Raw genomic sequence first — 16316 nt, forward strand, 5'->3', positions numbered from 1 at the left:
ATCTGGCCGGTTACTTTTGTTCGAGGAGCTTGTTCTGTTAGAATACAGGGCTAGTGAATCTATAAGTGTGGTTACGAGTCACGTAATGGTTAATCAAAGAACTTTAAAGAACACAATTAAGGCGACTGGAGTGGGTCTTCACTCCGGTCAAAAAGTGTATCTTACATTAAAACCTGCTCCGGTTGAGACAGGGATCGTATTTGTTAGAACTGACTTAGAAAAACCAGTCGAAATACGCGCTCATGCCCTGAATGTGGGCGATACAACCCTGTCTACGACTTTGGTTAACGGTGATTCAAGCATCGACACGGTCGAACATTTACTGTCTGCGTGTGCTGGCTTAGGTATTGATAATGCCTATATTGAAGTCAGCGCTGCTGAAATTCCTATTATGGATGGCAGTGCCGGCCCTTTTGTCTTTTTATTGCAATCAGCAGGGATTGTTGAGCAAGACAAACCTAAGAAATTTATCCGAATACTTAAGACGGTCAGTGTTCAAGATGGCGACAAAATCGCCCGTTTTGAGCCCTATAGCGGTTTTAACATAGATTTTACAATCGATTTTGACCATCCAGTATTTAAAAATCGAACGCAGCACGCGCAATTCGAATTTTCTACCTCCGGATTCGTCAAAGAAGTGGCTCGCGCCCGAACCTTTGGCTTTATGCGTGATTTTGAGTATTTAAGAGCCAATAACTTGGCGCTTGGTGCAAGCGTAAAGAACGCAATTGCGGTCGATGATTATCGAGTGCTTAATGAAGATGGCTTGCGCTACGAAGATGAATTCGTAAAGCATAAAATCCTTGACGCAGTCGGTGATCTATACTTATTAGGACACAGCTTAATAGGTCGGTTTGTGGGTTATAAATCAGGCCATGGCCTAAATAATCTGTTGTTACGTGAATTACTCTCTAAGCCAGATTGCTGGGAGTATGCTACCTTTGAAAACAATGAGGTTGAGCAATTACCCATTGCTTATGCCCCAGTCATTTGATTAGGTATAGTTGTAAATGAATATTATTATCGTCAGTCGTAAACATGGTCGCTCTAGAATGGTCTCTTCATGGCTGTTGGCGCCTGTGTTTTTGTTCGTCTTGGTAATGGTATCTGCACTAGGTTATGGTGGCTATCGTCTATTTGCACCAGATGAAATTGTTATTATCGACTCCCAAGCAGCAAACGCTTGGGCCGATAGAGTAAAGCTGCAAGCGATTGAATTAGAAAAAACCCAGATTTACACCGAAGAACAAATCAACGCATTGCGTATTCGTTTGGCTGAGCTGCAAGCTCGGTTAACTCGAATAGACGCACTTGGTGAGCGTTTGGTTGATGTAGCCAACCTAGACGAAGGCGAATTTGATTTTTCCATGCCCCCCGCAGTCGGTGGGCCAGAATCTAGTTCAGTAGAAGCAAATCCACCCGATTTTGTAGATGTACTTAATGAGCTTGGTCTTCAAATAGAAAACCGAGAGCAACAGTTACGTGTACTTAACTCGCTGCTTGGCGATCGTAAAATTCAAAGCGAAACATTTGTAGCCGGACGGCCTATTAGCAAGGGTTGGATGAGTTCACGCTATGGCTACCGAAATGATCCATTTAACGGTAATTTGGCTTGGCATGACGGCGTCGATTTTGCTGGCAAAGACGGCTCTACTATTGTTTCAGTTGCATCCGGAGTCGTTACTTGGGCGGGTGAGCGCTATGGTTACGGTAACCTCGTAGAGATAAATCACGGTAATGGATACGTCACACGCTATGCTCACGCCAAAGAAGTGTTAGTTGAGGTTGGCGATGTTATTAAGAAGGCCGATGTTATAGCCTTAATGGGCTCTACAGGTCGCTCAACAGGCCCTCACGTGCATTTCGAAGTGCTATTGCAAGGTAAGTCTGTCGATCCCGCCAAATACATCGATCGTGTTGCGCGCTTCTAAGTAAGTATACCTAGTTGGCAAAAGCCAACTTTTCCTGATAATTCCAAAGACATAGCCCCTTGCTATCTGTATAGTTAGCCCCAACAATAACCTACTGAAATTACTACAGAATTTGGCTGCTATGTTTACCTCAATTGCTCGAAAGGTGATCGGAAGTAAGAACGATCGCGAAGTTAAAAGACTGAACAAGATTGTGCTGAGCATTAATGCTCTTGAACCCGAATTCGAGGCGCTTTCTGACGATGATATTAAAGCGAAAACGCTTGAATTCCGAGAGCGTTTCCAAAATGGCGCAACCCTAGAAGACTTACTCTGTGAAGCCTTTGCATTAGTGCGTGAAGCCAGTAAAAGAACGCTAGGTCTACGTCATTTCGATGTTCAGATGATCGGCGGCATGGTACTGCACCATGGCAAAGTTTCTGAAATGAAAACAGGTGAGGGTAAAACCTTAGTTGCCACGTTAGCCGCCTACCTTAATGCTATCCCTGCCAAAGGTGTTCACGTGATTACCGTGAACGATTATCTAGCCGAGCGTGATGCTAAGTGGATGGAGCCATTATTTAATGCATTAGGTTTATCTGTTGGTATCGTTATTGGGCAGCAAGACCCGATAGTCAAGCGACAGGCTTACCAAGCTGATATCACTTACGGCACCAACAACGAGTTTGGCTTCGATTACCTACGTGACAACATGGCGTTTAGTATCGAAGAAAAAGCACAACGTGGCCACGCATTCGCTATTGTCGATGAAGTAGACTCAATTTTAATTGATGAAGCCAGAACTCCGTTAATTATTTCTGGGGCAGCTGAAGACTCAAGCGCCCGTTACATCGAAATAAACAAGCTAGTGCCAAGTTTAACGCGTGGCTATGAAGAAACAGAAGGCGAACCCGCCGTACCCGGTGACTTCACTATTGACGAAAAGCAGCGCAGTGTAGAATTGACTGAAATTGGTCATGAGCATGTAGAGCAGTTGCTAACAGAAGCAGGGTTGTTACCGGAAGGCGAAAGCCTATATGCGCCTAGTAACCTGATTTTATTTCATCACATTATGGCCGCCATTCGTGCACACCACCTTTTCCAAAAAGACGTTGAATACCTCATACAAGATAATCAAGTGGTTATTATTGATGAGCATACCGGCCGAACGATGCCGGGCCGACGTTGGAGCGAAGGTTTACACCAGGCTGTTGAAGCTAAAGAACATTTAGATGTCCAAAAAGAAAACCAAACGTTAGCCTCTACTACCTTCCAGAACTATTTCCGTTTGTACGGCAAGCTTTCGGGTATGACCGGCACCGCCGATACAGAAGCGTTTGAGCTTCGTGAAATTTACGGCTTAGACGTTGTTGTTATTCCAACGAACCGCGAGATTTCACGAAAAGATGAAAACGATCTGGTGTTTCTAAACGAAAACGACAAATACTTAGCGGTTATTGAAGAAATTAAAAAAGTTGTTGAAGCTAAGCGGCCTGTGCTTGTTGGTACCGCTTCAGTTGAAGCCTCTGAACGAATTTCAGACGCCCTTAAAAAAGCGAAAGTGAAACACAATGTACTTAACGCTAAACAACACGACAGCGAAGCACAAATTATTGCGCAAGCGGGTATGCCCGGTTCAGTAACCATTGCAACGAACATGGCCGGCCGTGGTACAGATATCGTGTTAGGCGGTAACTTAGACGCTGAGATAGCCAATCTAAAAGACCCGAGCGAATCCGAAATTCAAGCAACTAAAGAAACTTGGGCTATCCGTCAGCAGGCCGTTAAAGACTCAGGTGGTCTCGCTATTCTCGGTACCGAGCGTCATGAAAGTCGACGTATTGATAACCAGCTACGAGGTCGAGCCGGTCGTCAGGGCGATCCAGGTTCTTCGCGTTTTTACTTGTCTTTAGATGACAACCTTATGCGTATCTTTATGCCACCTAACATGAAGGCTATGTTTAGTAAGCTAGGGATGGATGCAGGAGAGCCGATTGAAGCTAAAATGGTTTCAAACGCCATTGAAAAAGCTCAGCGTAAAGTAGAAAACCGTAACTTTGATATCCGTAAGCAACTACTTGAATACGATGATGTTGCAAACGATCAACGTACCGTTGTTTACACTCAACGCGACGAATTAATGATGGCCGAAGATATTGGCGACATTATTAAGAAGATTCGTGGTGACGTAGTTGATCAGCTAGTTGGCGCTTACATTCCACCACATTCAATACCAGAACAATGGGATATTGAAGGTCTAGAGAAAGAATTTGAACGCGAACTAGGCGCTAAGCTAACCATACAAGCATGGCTAGAGGCTGATGATCACTTAGCAGAAGATGGGCTTCGCGCTAAAATTCTTGAATCGTTAGTTGAGGCCAATGAAGCCAAAGAAGCCGTAGTTGGTTCTGAAAACTTCCGTCGTTTTGAAAAGCAAGTCATGTTGCAAGTTCTTGACCAGCATTGGAAAGAGCACTTATATAACATGGACCACTTGCGCCAAGGTATTCACTTACGTGGATATGCACAAAAGAACCCTAAGCAAGAATACAAGCGCGAGTCGTTTGAGCTATTCCAAGCCATGCTAAGCGAAGTAAAGTACCAAACCATTAAGTACCTAAGTATGGTTCAAGTTCGTTCGCCAGAAGAAGCCGAAGAAGATGCTCGACGCCGCCAAGAAGCAGCCAAAGCACGTATGAAGTATGAGCATGCCCAAACTTCTGCATTAGCTGAAGGTGAAAACCAAGATAAACAGCCTAATGCTGATAAACAAGCACCCGTGCGCGCCAGCCAAAAAGTAGGTCGTAACGAGCCGTGCCCATGTGGATCAGGTAAAAAATACAAGCAATGTCACGGTAAGTTAGCTTAACTGCCGTTCGGGTTAACATTTTGGTTGGAGTTTTAAATGGCAGTTGGACCGGGTATTCAAGAAACATTATTACCGATATCGGGTGTTAGCATCGGTGTTGCTTGTGCTGGCATTAAGAAAGAAAACCACCGAGACTTGGTGGTTTTTGAAATAGCACCCGGCTCTTCAGTTGGCGCAGTTTTTACTCAGAATGCCTTCTGTGCGGCCCCGGTTCATGTTGCAAAAGCCAACATTGCGTCTGGCCAAGAAACTCGCTTTCTTGTTATTAACACGGGCAATGCCAATGCCGGTACTGGTAAGCAAGGCATAGAAGATGCGCAGGAAACTTGTTCGCGTTTAGCGGGAAAGCGCAGCGTAAACCCAGAGCAGGTATTACCGTTCTCGACGGGTGTTATAGGTGAATACTTACCTATGTCTTCGCTTATATCGGGAATACCCGATGCACTAGCAACCCTAACAACCGACAATTGGACGGAAGCCGCAACGGGTATTATGACCACTGATACCCGGGAAAAAGGTGCCAGTCGGCAATTTGAATTTGAAGACGAAACCATCACGGTAACAGGTATTTCCAAAGGCTCCGGCATGATCAAGCCAAATATGGCGACTATGCTTGCCTTTATCGCCACCGATGCCCCTGTTACTCAAGAATTGATGCAAAAAATTACCGCAATAGCCGCGGAAAAGTCGTTTAACCGTATTACGGTCGACAGCGACACCTCTACAAACGATGCTTGCGTAGCTATTGCCACGGGCAAAGCCAATGTAACGCGTGTAGAAGATGAGTCGAATCCGCTTTACGGGTACTTACTGAAAACAGTCACCGAAGTGATGCTGTCGTTAGCACAACAAATTATTCGAGATGGCGAAGGCGCTAAAAAGTTCATTAGTGTTCAAGTTAATCACAGCGACAACAGCGAGAACGCTTTAAAGATAGCCTATGCCGTCGCTGAAAGCCCGCTGTTTAAAACAGCCATGACTGCGTCAGATGCGAACTGGGGTCGAATTTTAATGGCCGTTGGTAAGAGTGGTGTAGCGGAGCTTGATGTCGATAACATAGATGTTTATTTGGGCGATGTTCAAATTGTCGAAAATGGCCAGCGCTGCAAAACCTACACCGAAGCGGCAGGGGCTGCTGTCGTCGCCGAAGAAGAGATTCTTGTGCGTATAGAGTTGAATCGAGGTGATGTCAGCGAAACCGTTTGGACTTCAGATTTATCATACGAATACATCAAAATTAATGCGGAATACCGCAGTTAACCTAATGTTGGTCTTTTAAGCTAATGTTCTCGAAATCTTCCGAGAACATCTCTTCTGCAACACTTTTCCCTGCAATTGAATGGCTCTCAGTCGCCCATTCACCTAAATCTATCAACTTACAACGTTCACAACAAAATGGCCTGAAAGGGTTCTCTTTCGAGTAAATTGTCTTCTTTTTGCAGGTTGGGCAATTGTATTCTGTCATGTTCATTAAAAGCTCTAAAAAACGAGATTAAGATTGCAATAGCAGTAAGTGATGCATTGCTGTCACTTGAGTTGCTAAATAGGCGTTATCGCGTGAATTATCTAGAATGTAGTCAGCTTTATCAAGTCGCTGTTGGCGACTCCATTGGCTGGCAATAATGCTTTTAAGCGTATCTAGGCTTGAGCCATCACGCTTTAAAGCACGCTCAAGTTGTAATTCTTCTGGGATATCCAAGGTCACTGTTTTTTCACAATAACTCTCTAGTCCATTTTCGAACAGGAGCGGAGCCACCAGTAAGCAGTAGGGAGCCTCAAAGCTATTTAACTGAGTAATCATACTTTCCCGTATTAGAGGGTGTAGTAAAGCTTCTAACCATTGTTTATGTTCTAGGTTAGAGAATATAGCTTGTCTTAGCGCTGGGCGGTCTAACTTGCCGTTAGGCAATAAAATAGCGTCGCCAAAACGGTCAATAATGCTAGCCAAAGCAGTAGAGCCTGGCTCAACTACTTCACGAGCTACTATGTCAGCATCGACATAAGGGACGTTTAAGGCTTCAAACAGCTTTAACGCTGTACTCTTACCAGAAGCGATGCCGCCGGTTAATCCTATAATCAAAAGGCGACACCTAAATACCAATTCATTATGCTTTCGCCCCAAAATACATACACCAGCGCGGCGCCACATAAATAAGGACCAAAAGGAATTGGGATTTGTTTATCGCGGCCAAGCATGACAATCATTAGAATGCCAACAACAGCGCCAACCAACGAGCTTAGTAAGATAATTAGCGGCAGTGCCTGCCAACCAAACCAAGCGCCAAAGGCTGCAAACAACTTGAAGTCACCATACCCCATGCCTTCTTTGCCGGTAATAAGCTTGAACGCCCAATACAACGACCAAAGGCTCATATAACCCGCAACTGCGCCAATGACGGCGGTCTCTAGGTTAGTAAATGGTTGGAAGATTAAATTTATTAATAACCCAAGCCATATTAAAGGTAGGGTGATAGAATCAGGGAGTAGCTTATGATCAAAATCGATCATGGTTAATACAATCAATAACCAGAAAAAGATAATAATTGAAAGCGCTTCAATGCCCCATCCAAAATACCAAGCAGAAACTGCCGATAAAACACCGCTGACTAATTCAATCGTGGGGTATCGTGCAGATATAGGTTTACTGCAACTTGAGCATTTAGCACGTAGTAAAAGCCAGCTAATAACCGGGATATTCTCCCAAGAACGAATTTTATGCTGGCAATGTGGGCAGCTAGAATCAGGGGTGGCTAAATTAAACTTCGGAGCGTTTTCTAAGGTATTATATTGCTTTTCATCTTCGTTAAAAAAAGCTATCTCTAGTTTAAACGCATGTTGCATCATCACCGGTAACCGGTAAATCACGACATTTAAAAAGCTACCAACCAGTAACCCTGAGATAAAAACGGCCGCGATAAACGCGACCGAGTGTGTTGCCAAATAATCAAATAATGCCATTAGATAACCGAACCCATCTGGAAGATTGGAAGATACATCGCGACAATCAAGCCGCCAATGACTACACCTAACACAGCCATTATCAATGGTTCCATCATTGAGGTTAAACCATCAACTAGTGCATCAACTTCTTCTTCATAAATATTTGCGGCCTTGCCAAGCATATCGTCTAGGGCACCTGATTGTTCACCGATGGCCACCATTTGGATGAGCATGGCAGGGAAAACTCCGGTATCTTTCATCGAGCCCGCAAGCTCAGAACCCGTTTCGACTTCGTTTTTAACTTTCATGATGGCTTCGTAATAAACGATATTGCCGGAAGCACCTGCGGCAGATTCTAGTGCGCTTACCAGAGGCACACCGGCAGCGAAAGTTGTTGATAGGGTACGTGCATACCGAGCCATTGCGGACTGGTACAGAATAGGACCGAAAATCGGCAGCTTTACCGTTATGCGTTGGAAGCCATTTTTAAAGGCAGTAGAACGTTGCATCGCTTGCTGAAAGCTAATGCCGATGCCCACCAAAATTAAGGCACTCACAATACCATTAGTCTGTAGCCAATTAGACATATCTAGGACTACTTGTGTTGGAACGGGCAAGTCAGCACCAAAGCTCTGGAACATGGTGGCAAAAGTAGGCACCACTTTAAGTAGAAGGATGACCGTAACAATAGCTGCAATGCCCAAAACAGTAGCCGGATATTTCATGGCCGCCTTTACTTTTTTCTTAACACTTTCAGATTTTTCTTTATAAATAGCTACACGCTCAAGCATGGTTTCAAGGGCACCAGCTTGTTCTCCGGAATCAATCAATGCGCAATATAAGTCATCAAAATACTTAGGCTGTTCGCGCAAGGCTGCAGCAAAACCGCCACCGCCGGCAACGTTATTGCGCATTTTAAGTACGATTTCAGACATTGTCTTATTTTCTAAGCCTTCGGCCACAATCTCGAAAGAGCGCATTAATGGCACGCCTGCTTTCATCATGGTGGCCATTTGGCGTGTAAAAATGGAAATATCTTCACTTTTCACTTTTTGACCACCAAAAAGCTGTATCTCTTTGCGTTTCTTTTGCAGCTTTTTAACGGTCACGCCCTGCTTGCGTAGTTCAGCTTTTGCTAGGGCGGCGTTAGTGCTGCTAATTTCGCCTCTACGAGTTTTGCCGTTACGGTCTTTGCCTTCGTACTTAAATTGCCCAAGCTTGGCTTGTTTAGTCGCCATAATACTCTTTTACCTTTAATCGGTGGTTACGCGGTTGATTTCTTCTAAGCTGGTTACGCCAGAAGCCGCTTTTACTAATCCTGAACGTCTAAGGCTGTTAAAGCCCTGCTTCTTAAATTCTGCATTTAGTTCAATTGCATTGCCTTCCTCCATGATAATCTTGGAGATAGGCGGAGTGATGCGAACTACTTCATAAATACCGACACGGCCTTTATAACCCTTAGTACAGCTATCACAGCCTTTCGGGCTGAAAATAGTGGCTGCCTTGGCATCTTCTTCGGAATAGCCTTCTTTCATTAGCACATCGACCGGTATTTCAGCTTTTTCTTTGCATTTACTGCACAAGCGCCTTGCTAGTCGTTGAGCAATAATTAGGTTTACCGTAGTTGCCAGGTTAAATGAAGGCACACCCATGTTCATCATTCGCGTTAGCGTTTCTGCAGCGCTGTTGGTGTGTAGCGTCGACATCACCATGTGGCCCGTTTGCGCAGCTTTAATGGCAATAGAGGCGGTTTCTAAGTCTCGAATCTCGCCAACCATTATTATGTCAGGGTCTTGACGCAAGAAGGACCGCAGCGCAACGCTAAAATCTAAGCCAACTTTGTTATTTACGTTAACTTGGTTGATGCCTTCAAGGTTAATTTCAACCGGGTCTTCAGCCGTTGAAATGTTAATGCCTTCTTTGTTTAAAATATTAATTCCGGTATAAAGCGAAACCGTTTTGCCCGAACCCGTTGGCCCAGTCACCAGAATCATCCCCTGAGGCTTGTCTAGGCACTCTAAATAAAGCTGTTTTTGCACTTCTTCATAGCCAAGCGCATCGATGCCCATTTTGGCCGAACTAGGGTCCAAAATACGCATGACTATTTTTTCGCCAAATAAGGTTGGTAAGGTGTTTACACGGAAATCAATCGCTTTGGTTTTAGATATTTTCAGCTTGATACGCCCGTCTTGAGGTATACGGCGTTCAGAGATGTCTAGGTTCGACATGACTTTTAGTCGCGCTGCCATCTTAGGGCCTAACCCGAGCGGTGGCTTCGCGGCTGTTTGCAAAACGCCGTCAATACGGAAACGTACCCGATAACTTTTTTCATAAGGTTCAAAGTGTAAATCGGAAGCGCCTTTTTTAATGGCTGATAGCAGCATCTGGTTAATAAAGCGCACCACAGGAGCATCGTCACTGCCATCTCCAACACCATCGTCTTCATCTTTTTTGTTGGTGTCAACTACATCAAGGTCATCTAAACCATCGTCATCAAACTCTGCAAAACTACTGTCAGAATCATCTAATAAACGCTCAATAGTGGTAGCGAGCTTATCTTCTTCCACTAAAACAGCATCAACACTTAAGCCGGTATGGAATTTAATTTCATCAATAGCCACTAAGTTAGTTGGGTCGGAGACCGCCACAAATAGGCGTGTTCCGCGCTTTACCAAAGGAATAGCATGATGCGCGCTGATCAATGAGCTGGCGACCAAGTCTTTAGGGTAAACTTCAAAATCAAAAGCGCCTAAATCGAAGTAAGGTGTACCAAACTCATCTGAGGCTACTTCGGCAATTTTACGAGCAGCCACAATGTCGTTTTCTACCAAATAGGGCACAAAGCCCTTCTTTTCTTTAACTGCTTCTTTAGTGGCTTCTATAGCATCGTCTTCATTAATAGCACCTTCTGCTATTAAGCGTCGAGCTAAGCCCCCTAACGACATTGTCATACAGTGTTGCCTTTAAACTTTTGAATACCGATAGAGTATAGCGTAACTATCAATAGTGGCTACTACTGAGTTAACAGGTTTTTCGAAACTGGAGGAGGGGAAAGTGACCAAATGGGTCACAAATCGCCATATTTAGATTGAAACGTGTTGGTAGGTCATTGAAAGAAGCCTGTAAAGCCATAGGATTCGAAGTGCTAAAGTTGGCACAAACTCTGCTTAGTATTAACCAAGCGCGGAAACTATAATTTCGCAAAACTAAAATCTTTGGAGATTTAATATGAAGAAGCAACAAGGTTTTACCCTTATTGAATTAATGATCGTTGTTGCGATCATCGGTATTTTGGCAGCTATCGCTATTCCTCAGTATCAAGATTATATTGCTCGCACCCAGGTTAGCCGAGTAGTTGGTGAAGTCAACGCTCTTAAGACTTCTGTTGAAGAAGGGCTTATGCGTGGTGTTTTTACTGATTCTGTAGCACCTGTAACTCCAATGACACCGACTACTTTAGGTTGGGTTGGATCAACTCTAATTAACCCGGCTAATGGTACCGCGGGTTTAGTTGCCTCGTTCCCTGCGGCCGATCGTGGTCTGGGCACTTTGGTGGTTGTAACTGGTAATAACTCTTCTGCTGCTGTTACAGCAGCCACATTGACGCTAGCACGTACAGCTGCTGGCGTATGGACCTGTCAGATTACTGGTAAAGTAGATGGCGATGATGGCTGGAAGCACTCTTTCGCTCCTGCTGGTTGCCCTGCAAGCTAAATGTCGCGTATTAATAATACTAAAAAGGAAGCTTTGCTTCCTTTTTTTCTATCTGTCACGTTATTTGTCGCGATATGCTTGACATCTTTTAGTATGTTTACTTACTACGATCATAAACGGTGGTTAGTGCTGTTATTTCTCTCAATTTTTTCTGTAGTTTCCGTTTTCAAAACCAGCAGTCCCATTTTTGTCCCTATAGACTTAAGAAGTATTGGTCTCTCACTATTTATTTTTTTTGCATATGTATTAATAAGAGGCTTATTCGGGTTTAATATTAATACAACATTAGATTCAATGCTTTGGAGCTTGCTTATTATATTTGGATATCTATTAGTGAAATCCAAATCAATGATAAATATAAGACGGTTTCTTTTCGCAGTTATAATCCCTTTTTCTTTTTACTATATTTTAGTGCTAATGCAGTACGTTTTCGTTCTATTTAGCCCTATTGATTGGAGTATACAAGTTCTCGCTGTTGGCTTTGATAATGTTCGCTTTATTAACCAATGCCAAGCTTTACTATTTCCAATATTTATATTTTTTATATTTGATGAAAACAAACCAATCCGAGTTTCATCGTATTTATCAACTATTTTTACTATTGCATTTGCGCTCTACTCAAATGGACGAGGGTTAATGTTAGTGCTCATTTTTGAAACTCTAATACTGTTCATTTTCTTTGCTTTCTCGCAGCACAAATCAATCAAAATGATTTTTCACTTAATACTAATCTGGCTTATAGGGGCAGTGGTCTATTATGTTCTGTGGGAACTAATCCCAAGCCTGATTTGGAACGAGTTAAGTGTAAGTGAATTAGTAAGAAGTGTGGGCGCTCGCCCAATTATCTGGAGAGAGGCTTTGTTGATTTGGCGAGAATATCCTTTGTTCGGTATTGGAGGCATGGCTTATAGTGATCCTAGTAATGGATTTACTTATAACCTAGGACATCCGCACAATAGTATTATTCAAGTGTTGCTCGAATATGGATTAGTCGGCTTCATGCTAGTATTGTTGTTTTCTATGTTGTTTTTTACTCGAGCTATAAATCACCTTATAAACTTCGAATTTCAGAAACATTACCCTTTTACATTGCTTGCCTTGATTGGAGGGAGTGCTTTGTCTTTGGTTAGCGGAGTAATAGTGATGCCTCTCAGCCAATTTTTATGGGTGCTCATGTTTTGTGTTGTTTATATTGAGTTATCATCTAATCTGAAAGTCTATAACTCTAAACTTAAATTTAGTTTATCTGTCGGCTTTCAAAGAGCATCTGTATTAATGCTTATCTTTTTTTTGTTGTTGTTTTCCTTTTTTTCATATCAATATATTATGGGACAAGATGCTCTTATAATGGATGCTGGCCCTAGATTTTGGTTGGTGGGGCGATTTATTTATTGAGCATTGATGCTTGGTGTGTAAATTGCATTTAATATATGGATATTAATGCATAGAAATGGATTCTTAAAATGAAGAGCTTAGGTTTTACTCTTATTGAATTGATGATTGTTGTTGCAATCATTGGTGTGTTAGCAGTATTGGCTTTGCCGCAGTATCAAGGATATGTGTCCAGGACTCAAGTTAATCGACTCTATAGTGAAGTTTCACATGTAAAAACATTGGCCGAAATGTATGTGAATAATGGCGATTTTAGTTTTATTGAAACTGATATTGGTTGGCATGGATCTAGCCTTGCAGATTCATCGGATGGTGCTACCCCAACACCTGGTGATGGCCTAGAATTACTTGAGTGGAATACAAATAACGATGGCTATGGGCAGTTAAAGGTAAAGTTTGGACGTCAATCTGCTTATACTATCATAGGTGTTAATATTTATCTCGAGCGCGAGCAAAGCGGAATTTGGGCATGCCAAGTTGAAAAAGGCAGTTCTACGGCTTGGTCTGCAAAATATTTACCAGATGGCTGTATACTGCTCGCAGATGGCGCAAACCCTATCGACGACTAACTACTTAGTGTTGGGACTTACTCCAACCGCAAACTCAAATCCAACGCGGTGACATGCTTAGTCAAATTCCCCACCGAGACATAGTCTGGGTGGTTATTAATAATCTGAGCAATCTTTTCCAAATCCATATTGCCCGAGCTTTCTAATTTCACGCGCTGTGCGCTGAGTTTGATGGCTTCTGCGGTGAGCTGGGCATCAAAGTTATCTAACATGATGACATCTACTGGCTGTTCTAGGGCTTCTTTTAGTTGCTCTAAGGTTTCTACTTCTACTTCGATGCGTTTGTCGGGTGCTACTTCTTTGGCTTTGGCGACGGCTTCTTTAATGCCGCCGCAGGCTGCAATGTGGTTTTCTTTAATTAAGAACATATCGTACAAGCCTAGACGGTGGTTTTGGCAGCCGCCGACGTAGGTGGCGTATTTTTGCGCTAGGCGTAGGCAGGGTACGGTTTTGCGGGTATCCAATACAATGATGTCTTTGCCTTTGACCGCGAGTGAATATTGGTTCGCTAAGGTGGCGGTGCCGCTTAGGGTTTGTAGAAAATTTAACGCACAGCGTTCAGCGGTCAAAATTGCGCGGGTGTTGCCCTTTATGGTCACTAGTTTGTCATTAGGGGCGATGTTGTCGCCGTCTTGTTTGGCCCAGACTATATCAAGTGTTGGGTCAATTTGGCGAAAGACTTCTTCGAACCATTCTCGGCCACAGAGTATGCCGTGTTCGCGCGTTATTACGGTTGCACTAGCGGTCTGGTCTTCTGGGATCAGTTGAGCGGTGATGTCGCCTGTGCCAATGTCTTCTTCTAACGAAAAACGTACCGTGCGGACTAGATGGTCACGGAGGGTTTTGGCGTAAGGCATATCTGAAATAAACATCGGCTTCACTCTATTTGGGCTAAAAAACGGCGCTAGTTTACTTAGTTTAAGCGGCAAAGGCGATAGCTAGAGGAAATGTCGGTTATCCATTTTCAATTCAGTTGGTTTGCTGCTTTAATAAGCGGTACATTAATAGCCTAATTGTCGACAAGGACAACCCATGGATTTTATTGCCATTATCGTCGCTTATCTAGTATCCATCAGTCTTTCCGGCCATGGGGAGCCTTTAACTGGCCTTGCGCTAGATTGGCGCAACTTCCTGCAAAAGCGCGGTTGGAGCGCTAAGTTAACCCTAGTATTATTCGCTCTTATCCCTTCATTGCTATTAGCCGTAGTGCTTTGGTTCGTATCAAGCAGCATTGTTACCTTAGTTGTGTCGGTGGGTATTTTATTGCTGTCTTTCAAAACAGGCGATCAGCCCGAAGTGTTAGCGGAGTTTACGCGTAAGCAAGAAGCTGAAGACGACCAAGGCGCCTGGCAGTTAGCGGTTGAAGAGCTCGGCCTTGCGGCTCAAATGTACGAACCAGGTGATGAAGCTATTGAAGAGGGTGTACAAGCCGGCTTAGCCTATTTATTTCTCGAACGATTCTTTGTCGCTATTTTTTGGTTTATGACCTTCGGCGCACCCGGTGTGCTTTTAGTTTGGCTTATCAGCACCGCCTTAAACGACGATCAGCAAAGTGACGTATTTTTTCACCGCGTAAAACATGCCCTATATTGGATCCCTGTACGTCTAACGACCTTCACCCTCGCCTTGGTCGGTGACTTCAATCATTGCTTCCCAATCTGGTTAAACCAAGTAAAAGACTTTGAGCGAGACGACAGAGTCCTCTTAGTCACCTGCCTCAAATCCGCCGTCGGCGAACGCTCAACAGAGCAACTCTTACCAGAATCAATGGCGCTGTTACGCCGTTCTCAGTATGCCTGGTTAGTCGGCTTAGCGATTATATTGATTTTAGGTTGAACATAAGAACGGCGCCCTTTGGGCGTCCGCGAGTTTCGAGCTGCAAGCTGCAAGTAAATTCAAAAGATGGGGCAGAGAGCTGTCAGCTGGCAGCTTTCAGCAAGTTCAAAAGATATTAGAACGGCGCTATTTTGGTAGTTCTCTCGCTGCTTGAGCTGACGCGGTGGTTTGATGTTTTGAATTTATTGACAGCTTGCGGCTAAAAACTTGCAGCTTGAAACTCGCAGCTTGCAGCTTCTTTTAAGCAGCTTCGCTGCTACCGAATAACCACCAACCCATACCCCTCAAACACTTCCTGAATATGATCCATCCTTTCAACCGTTGGCGGTTGCATCCCTTCTAGTGGGTATTCTAGGCCCATTGCTTTCCATTTGTGGTTGCCGAAGTTGTGGTAGGGCAGTAGTTCTAGGTGTTGGACATTTTTCATGGGGGCGATGAATTGGGCTAGGCCGTGGATGTCTTCGTCTGCGTCTGAGTAACCGGGGACGACTACGTAGCGTATTCGAGTGGGGTGATTGGTGTCGGCTAGGTGTCGGGCAAATCGCAGCGTACGTTGGTTTGAGACGCCGACTAAGGCGTGATGTTTGGCGTCGTTAATGTGTTTTATATCGAGCATGATTAAATCGGACGCGGCGATCATCTGGTTTATTTCGTTGCTGTAAACGCCTACGTAGCCATTGGTATCTAAACAGGTGTGAATGCCGTGTTGTTGTAGCTTTTCAAACAGCAACGCTACGAAGGGGGCTTGTAATACGGGTTCACCCCCGGTTACGGTGACGCCGCCGCCGGAGGCATCCATAAAGGGGGCGTAGGGTAATATTTCGCTAACTAAATCGGTCACTGAATAAAGAGTACCGCCGTCTAAGTCCCAGGTGTCTCGGTTATGACAATATTTGCACTTAAATAAACAGCCTTGTAAAAAAACGACGTAACGAGTGCCAGGGCCATCAACGGTGCCGAAGCTTTCGAATGAGTGAATGCGGCCAAGCATTTCGTCGGCATGAATTTTAGGAATGTTGAGAGTGGGAATAATATTTGTCATAGTTATCAACAACGGTGGTGTGATGATAATGTAACAAAATTACA

General features: G+C 43.9%; 15 protein-coding genes. 8 read left to right on the forward strand and 7 right to left on the reverse strand.

Annotation, left to right across the window (positions count from 1 at the left end; genetic code table 11):
- The first annotated feature begins 85 nt into the window (after positions 1-85).
- The 4 genes from lpxC (at position 86) to argJ (ending at position 6039) form a co-directional block, all read left to right on the forward strand.
- Complete coding sequence (gene lpxC / locus ACI882_RS00690) at positions 86-994, forward strand: UDP-3-O-acyl-N-acetylglucosamine deacetylase (protein ID WP_411744506.1); 909 nt, start codon at positions 86-88, stop codon at positions 992-994.
- Positions 995-1010: 16 nt separating this feature from the next.
- On the forward strand, positions 1011-1931 hold the full coding sequence (locus tag ACI882_RS00695) for a M23 family metallopeptidase (RefSeq protein ID WP_411744507.1): 921 nt from the start codon (positions 1011-1013) through the stop codon (positions 1929-1931).
- Between the two features lie 121 nt (positions 1932-2052).
- Positions 2053-4779 (forward strand): preprotein translocase subunit SecA, encoded by a 2727-nt coding sequence (gene secA, locus ACI882_RS00700; RefSeq protein WP_411744508.1) that lies wholly within the window; start codon positions 2053-2055, stop codon positions 4777-4779.
- 36 nt (positions 4780-4815) lie between these two features.
- Entirely contained in the window at positions 4816-6039 is a 1224-nt protein-coding gene (argJ, locus tag ACI882_RS00705) for a bifunctional glutamate N-acetyltransferase/amino-acid acetyltransferase ArgJ (protein ID WP_411744509.1), read from the forward strand.
- A 1-nt stretch (position 6040) separates the two neighbouring features.
- On the opposite strand, the gene yacG is transcribed toward argJ, so the two are convergent.
- The 5 genes from yacG to pilB are packed head-to-tail and all read right to left on the reverse strand — an operon-like array spanning position 6041 to position 10664.
- Complete coding sequence (gene yacG, locus ACI882_RS00710) at positions 6041-6250, reverse strand: DNA gyrase inhibitor YacG (RefSeq protein ID WP_411744510.1); 210 nt, start codon at positions 6248-6250, stop codon at positions 6041-6043.
- Positions 6251-6271: 21 nt separating this feature from the next.
- Positions 6272-6859, reverse strand: a complete 588-nt coding sequence (coaE, locus tag ACI882_RS00715) for a dephospho-CoA kinase (protein WP_411744511.1) — start codon at positions 6857-6859, stop codon at positions 6272-6274.
- Positions 6856-7737: a prepilin peptidase gene (locus tag ACI882_RS00720; protein ID WP_411744512.1), complete on the reverse strand. Its 882-nt coding sequence runs from the start codon at positions 7735-7737 to the stop codon at positions 6856-6858. Before ACI882_RS00720 ends, coaE begins: the two co-directional genes overlap by 4 nt.
- Positions 7737-8957: a type II secretion system F family protein gene (locus tag ACI882_RS00725; protein WP_411744513.1), complete on the reverse strand. Its 1221-nt coding sequence runs from the start codon at positions 8955-8957 to the stop codon at positions 7737-7739. Before ACI882_RS00725 ends, ACI882_RS00720 begins: the two co-directional genes overlap by 1 nt.
- Before the next feature lie 15 nt (positions 8958-8972).
- Positions 8973-10664, reverse strand: a complete 1692-nt coding sequence (gene pilB, locus ACI882_RS00730; RefSeq protein ID WP_411744515.1) for a type IV-A pilus assembly ATPase PilB — start codon at positions 10662-10664, stop codon at positions 8973-8975.
- Positions 10665-10947: 283 nt separating this feature from the next.
- Here pilB and ACI882_RS00735 point away from each other — a divergent pair, with 283 nt between their 5' ends.
- From ACI882_RS00735 to ACI882_RS00745, 3 genes are all read left to right on the forward strand, one after another.
- Positions 10948-11433, forward strand: a complete 486-nt coding sequence (locus ACI882_RS00735; protein ID WP_411746332.1) for a pilin — start codon at positions 10948-10950, stop codon at positions 11431-11433.
- A 333-nt stretch (positions 11434-11766) separates the two neighbouring features.
- A complete protein-coding gene (locus ACI882_RS00740; protein ID WP_411746333.1) occupies positions 11767-12828 on the forward strand; it encodes an O-antigen ligase family protein in 1062 nt (353 codons plus the stop codon).
- 68 nt (positions 12829-12896) lie between these two features.
- The gene (locus ACI882_RS00745; protein WP_411745573.1) at positions 12897-13394 is read left to right on the forward strand and encodes a pilin; all 498 of its coding nucleotides are present in this window, start codon (positions 12897-12899) and stop codon (positions 13392-13394) included.
- 17 nt (positions 13395-13411) lie between these two features.
- On the opposite strand, the gene nadC is transcribed toward ACI882_RS00745, so the two are convergent.
- Entirely contained in the window at positions 13412-14266 is an 855-nt protein-coding gene (nadC, locus tag ACI882_RS00750; RefSeq protein WP_411745574.1) for a carboxylating nicotinate-nucleotide diphosphorylase, read from the reverse strand.
- A gap of 160 nt (positions 14267-14426) precedes the next feature.
- Here nadC and ampE point away from each other — a divergent pair, with 160 nt between their 5' ends.
- Positions 14427-15230, forward strand: a complete 804-nt coding sequence (gene ampE, locus ACI882_RS00755; protein ID WP_411745575.1) for a regulatory signaling modulator protein AmpE — start codon at positions 14427-14429, stop codon at positions 15228-15230.
- A 256-nt stretch (positions 15231-15486) separates the two neighbouring features.
- Here ampE and pflA read toward each other — a convergent pair whose 3' ends face one another.
- Positions 15487-16272, reverse strand: coding sequence for a pyruvate formate-lyase-activating protein (gene pflA, locus ACI882_RS00760; RefSeq protein WP_411745576.1), 786 nt, complete (start codon positions 16270-16272; stop codon positions 15487-15489).
- Between the last annotated feature and the right edge of the window lie 44 nt (positions 16273-16316).

Source organism: Reinekea sp. (genome assembly GCF_046710285.1).
Classification (GTDB): domain Bacteria; phylum Pseudomonadota; class Gammaproteobacteria; order Pseudomonadales; family Natronospirillaceae; genus Reinekea.

What these genes read in the sequence shown, in the direction of transcription:
- lpxC (WP_411744506.1), top strand. Translation starts at nt 86, where the DNA reads ATGGTTAATCAAAGAACTTTAAAGAACACAATTAAGGCGACTGGAGTG.
- ACI882_RS00695 (WP_411744507.1), top strand. Translation starts at nt 1,011, where the DNA reads ATGAATATTATTATCGTCAGTCGTAAACATGGTCGCTCTAGAATGGTC.
- secA (WP_411744508.1), top strand. Translation starts at nt 2,053, where the DNA reads ATGTTTACCTCAATTGCTCGAAAGGTGATCGGAAGTAAGAACGATCGC.
- argJ (WP_411744509.1), top strand. Translation starts at nt 4,816, where the DNA reads ATGGCAGTTGGACCGGGTATTCAAGAAACATTATTACCGATATCGGGT.
- yacG (WP_411744510.1), bottom strand. Translation starts at nt 6,250, where the DNA reads ATGAACATGACAGAATACAATTGCCCAACCTGCAAAAAGAAGACAATT.
- ACI882_RS00720 (WP_411744512.1), bottom strand. Translation starts at nt 7,737, where the DNA reads ATGGCATTATTTGATTATTTGGCAACACACTCGGTCGCGTTTATCGCG.
- ACI882_RS00725 (WP_411744513.1), bottom strand. Translation starts at nt 8,957, where the DNA reads ATGGCGACTAAACAAGCCAAGCTTGGGCAATTTAAGTACGAAGGCAAA.
- pilB (WP_411744515.1), bottom strand. Translation starts at nt 10,664, where the DNA reads ATGTCGTTAGGGGGCTTAGCTCGACGCTTAATAGCAGAAGGTGCTATT.
- ACI882_RS00735 (WP_411746332.1), top strand. Translation starts at nt 10,948, where the DNA reads ATGAAGAAGCAACAAGGTTTTACCCTTATTGAATTAATGATCGTTGTT.
- ACI882_RS00745 (WP_411745573.1), top strand. Translation starts at nt 12,897, where the DNA reads ATGAAGAGCTTAGGTTTTACTCTTATTGAATTGATGATTGTTGTTGCA.
- nadC (WP_411745574.1), bottom strand. Translation starts at nt 14,266, where the DNA reads ATGTTTATTTCAGATATGCCTTACGCCAAAACCCTCCGTGACCATCTA.
- ampE (WP_411745575.1), top strand. Translation starts at nt 14,427, where the DNA reads ATGGATTTTATTGCCATTATCGTCGCTTATCTAGTATCCATCAGTCTT.
- pflA (WP_411745576.1), bottom strand. Translation starts at nt 16,272, where the DNA reads ATGACAAATATTATTCCCACTCTCAACATTCCTAAAATTCATGCCGAC.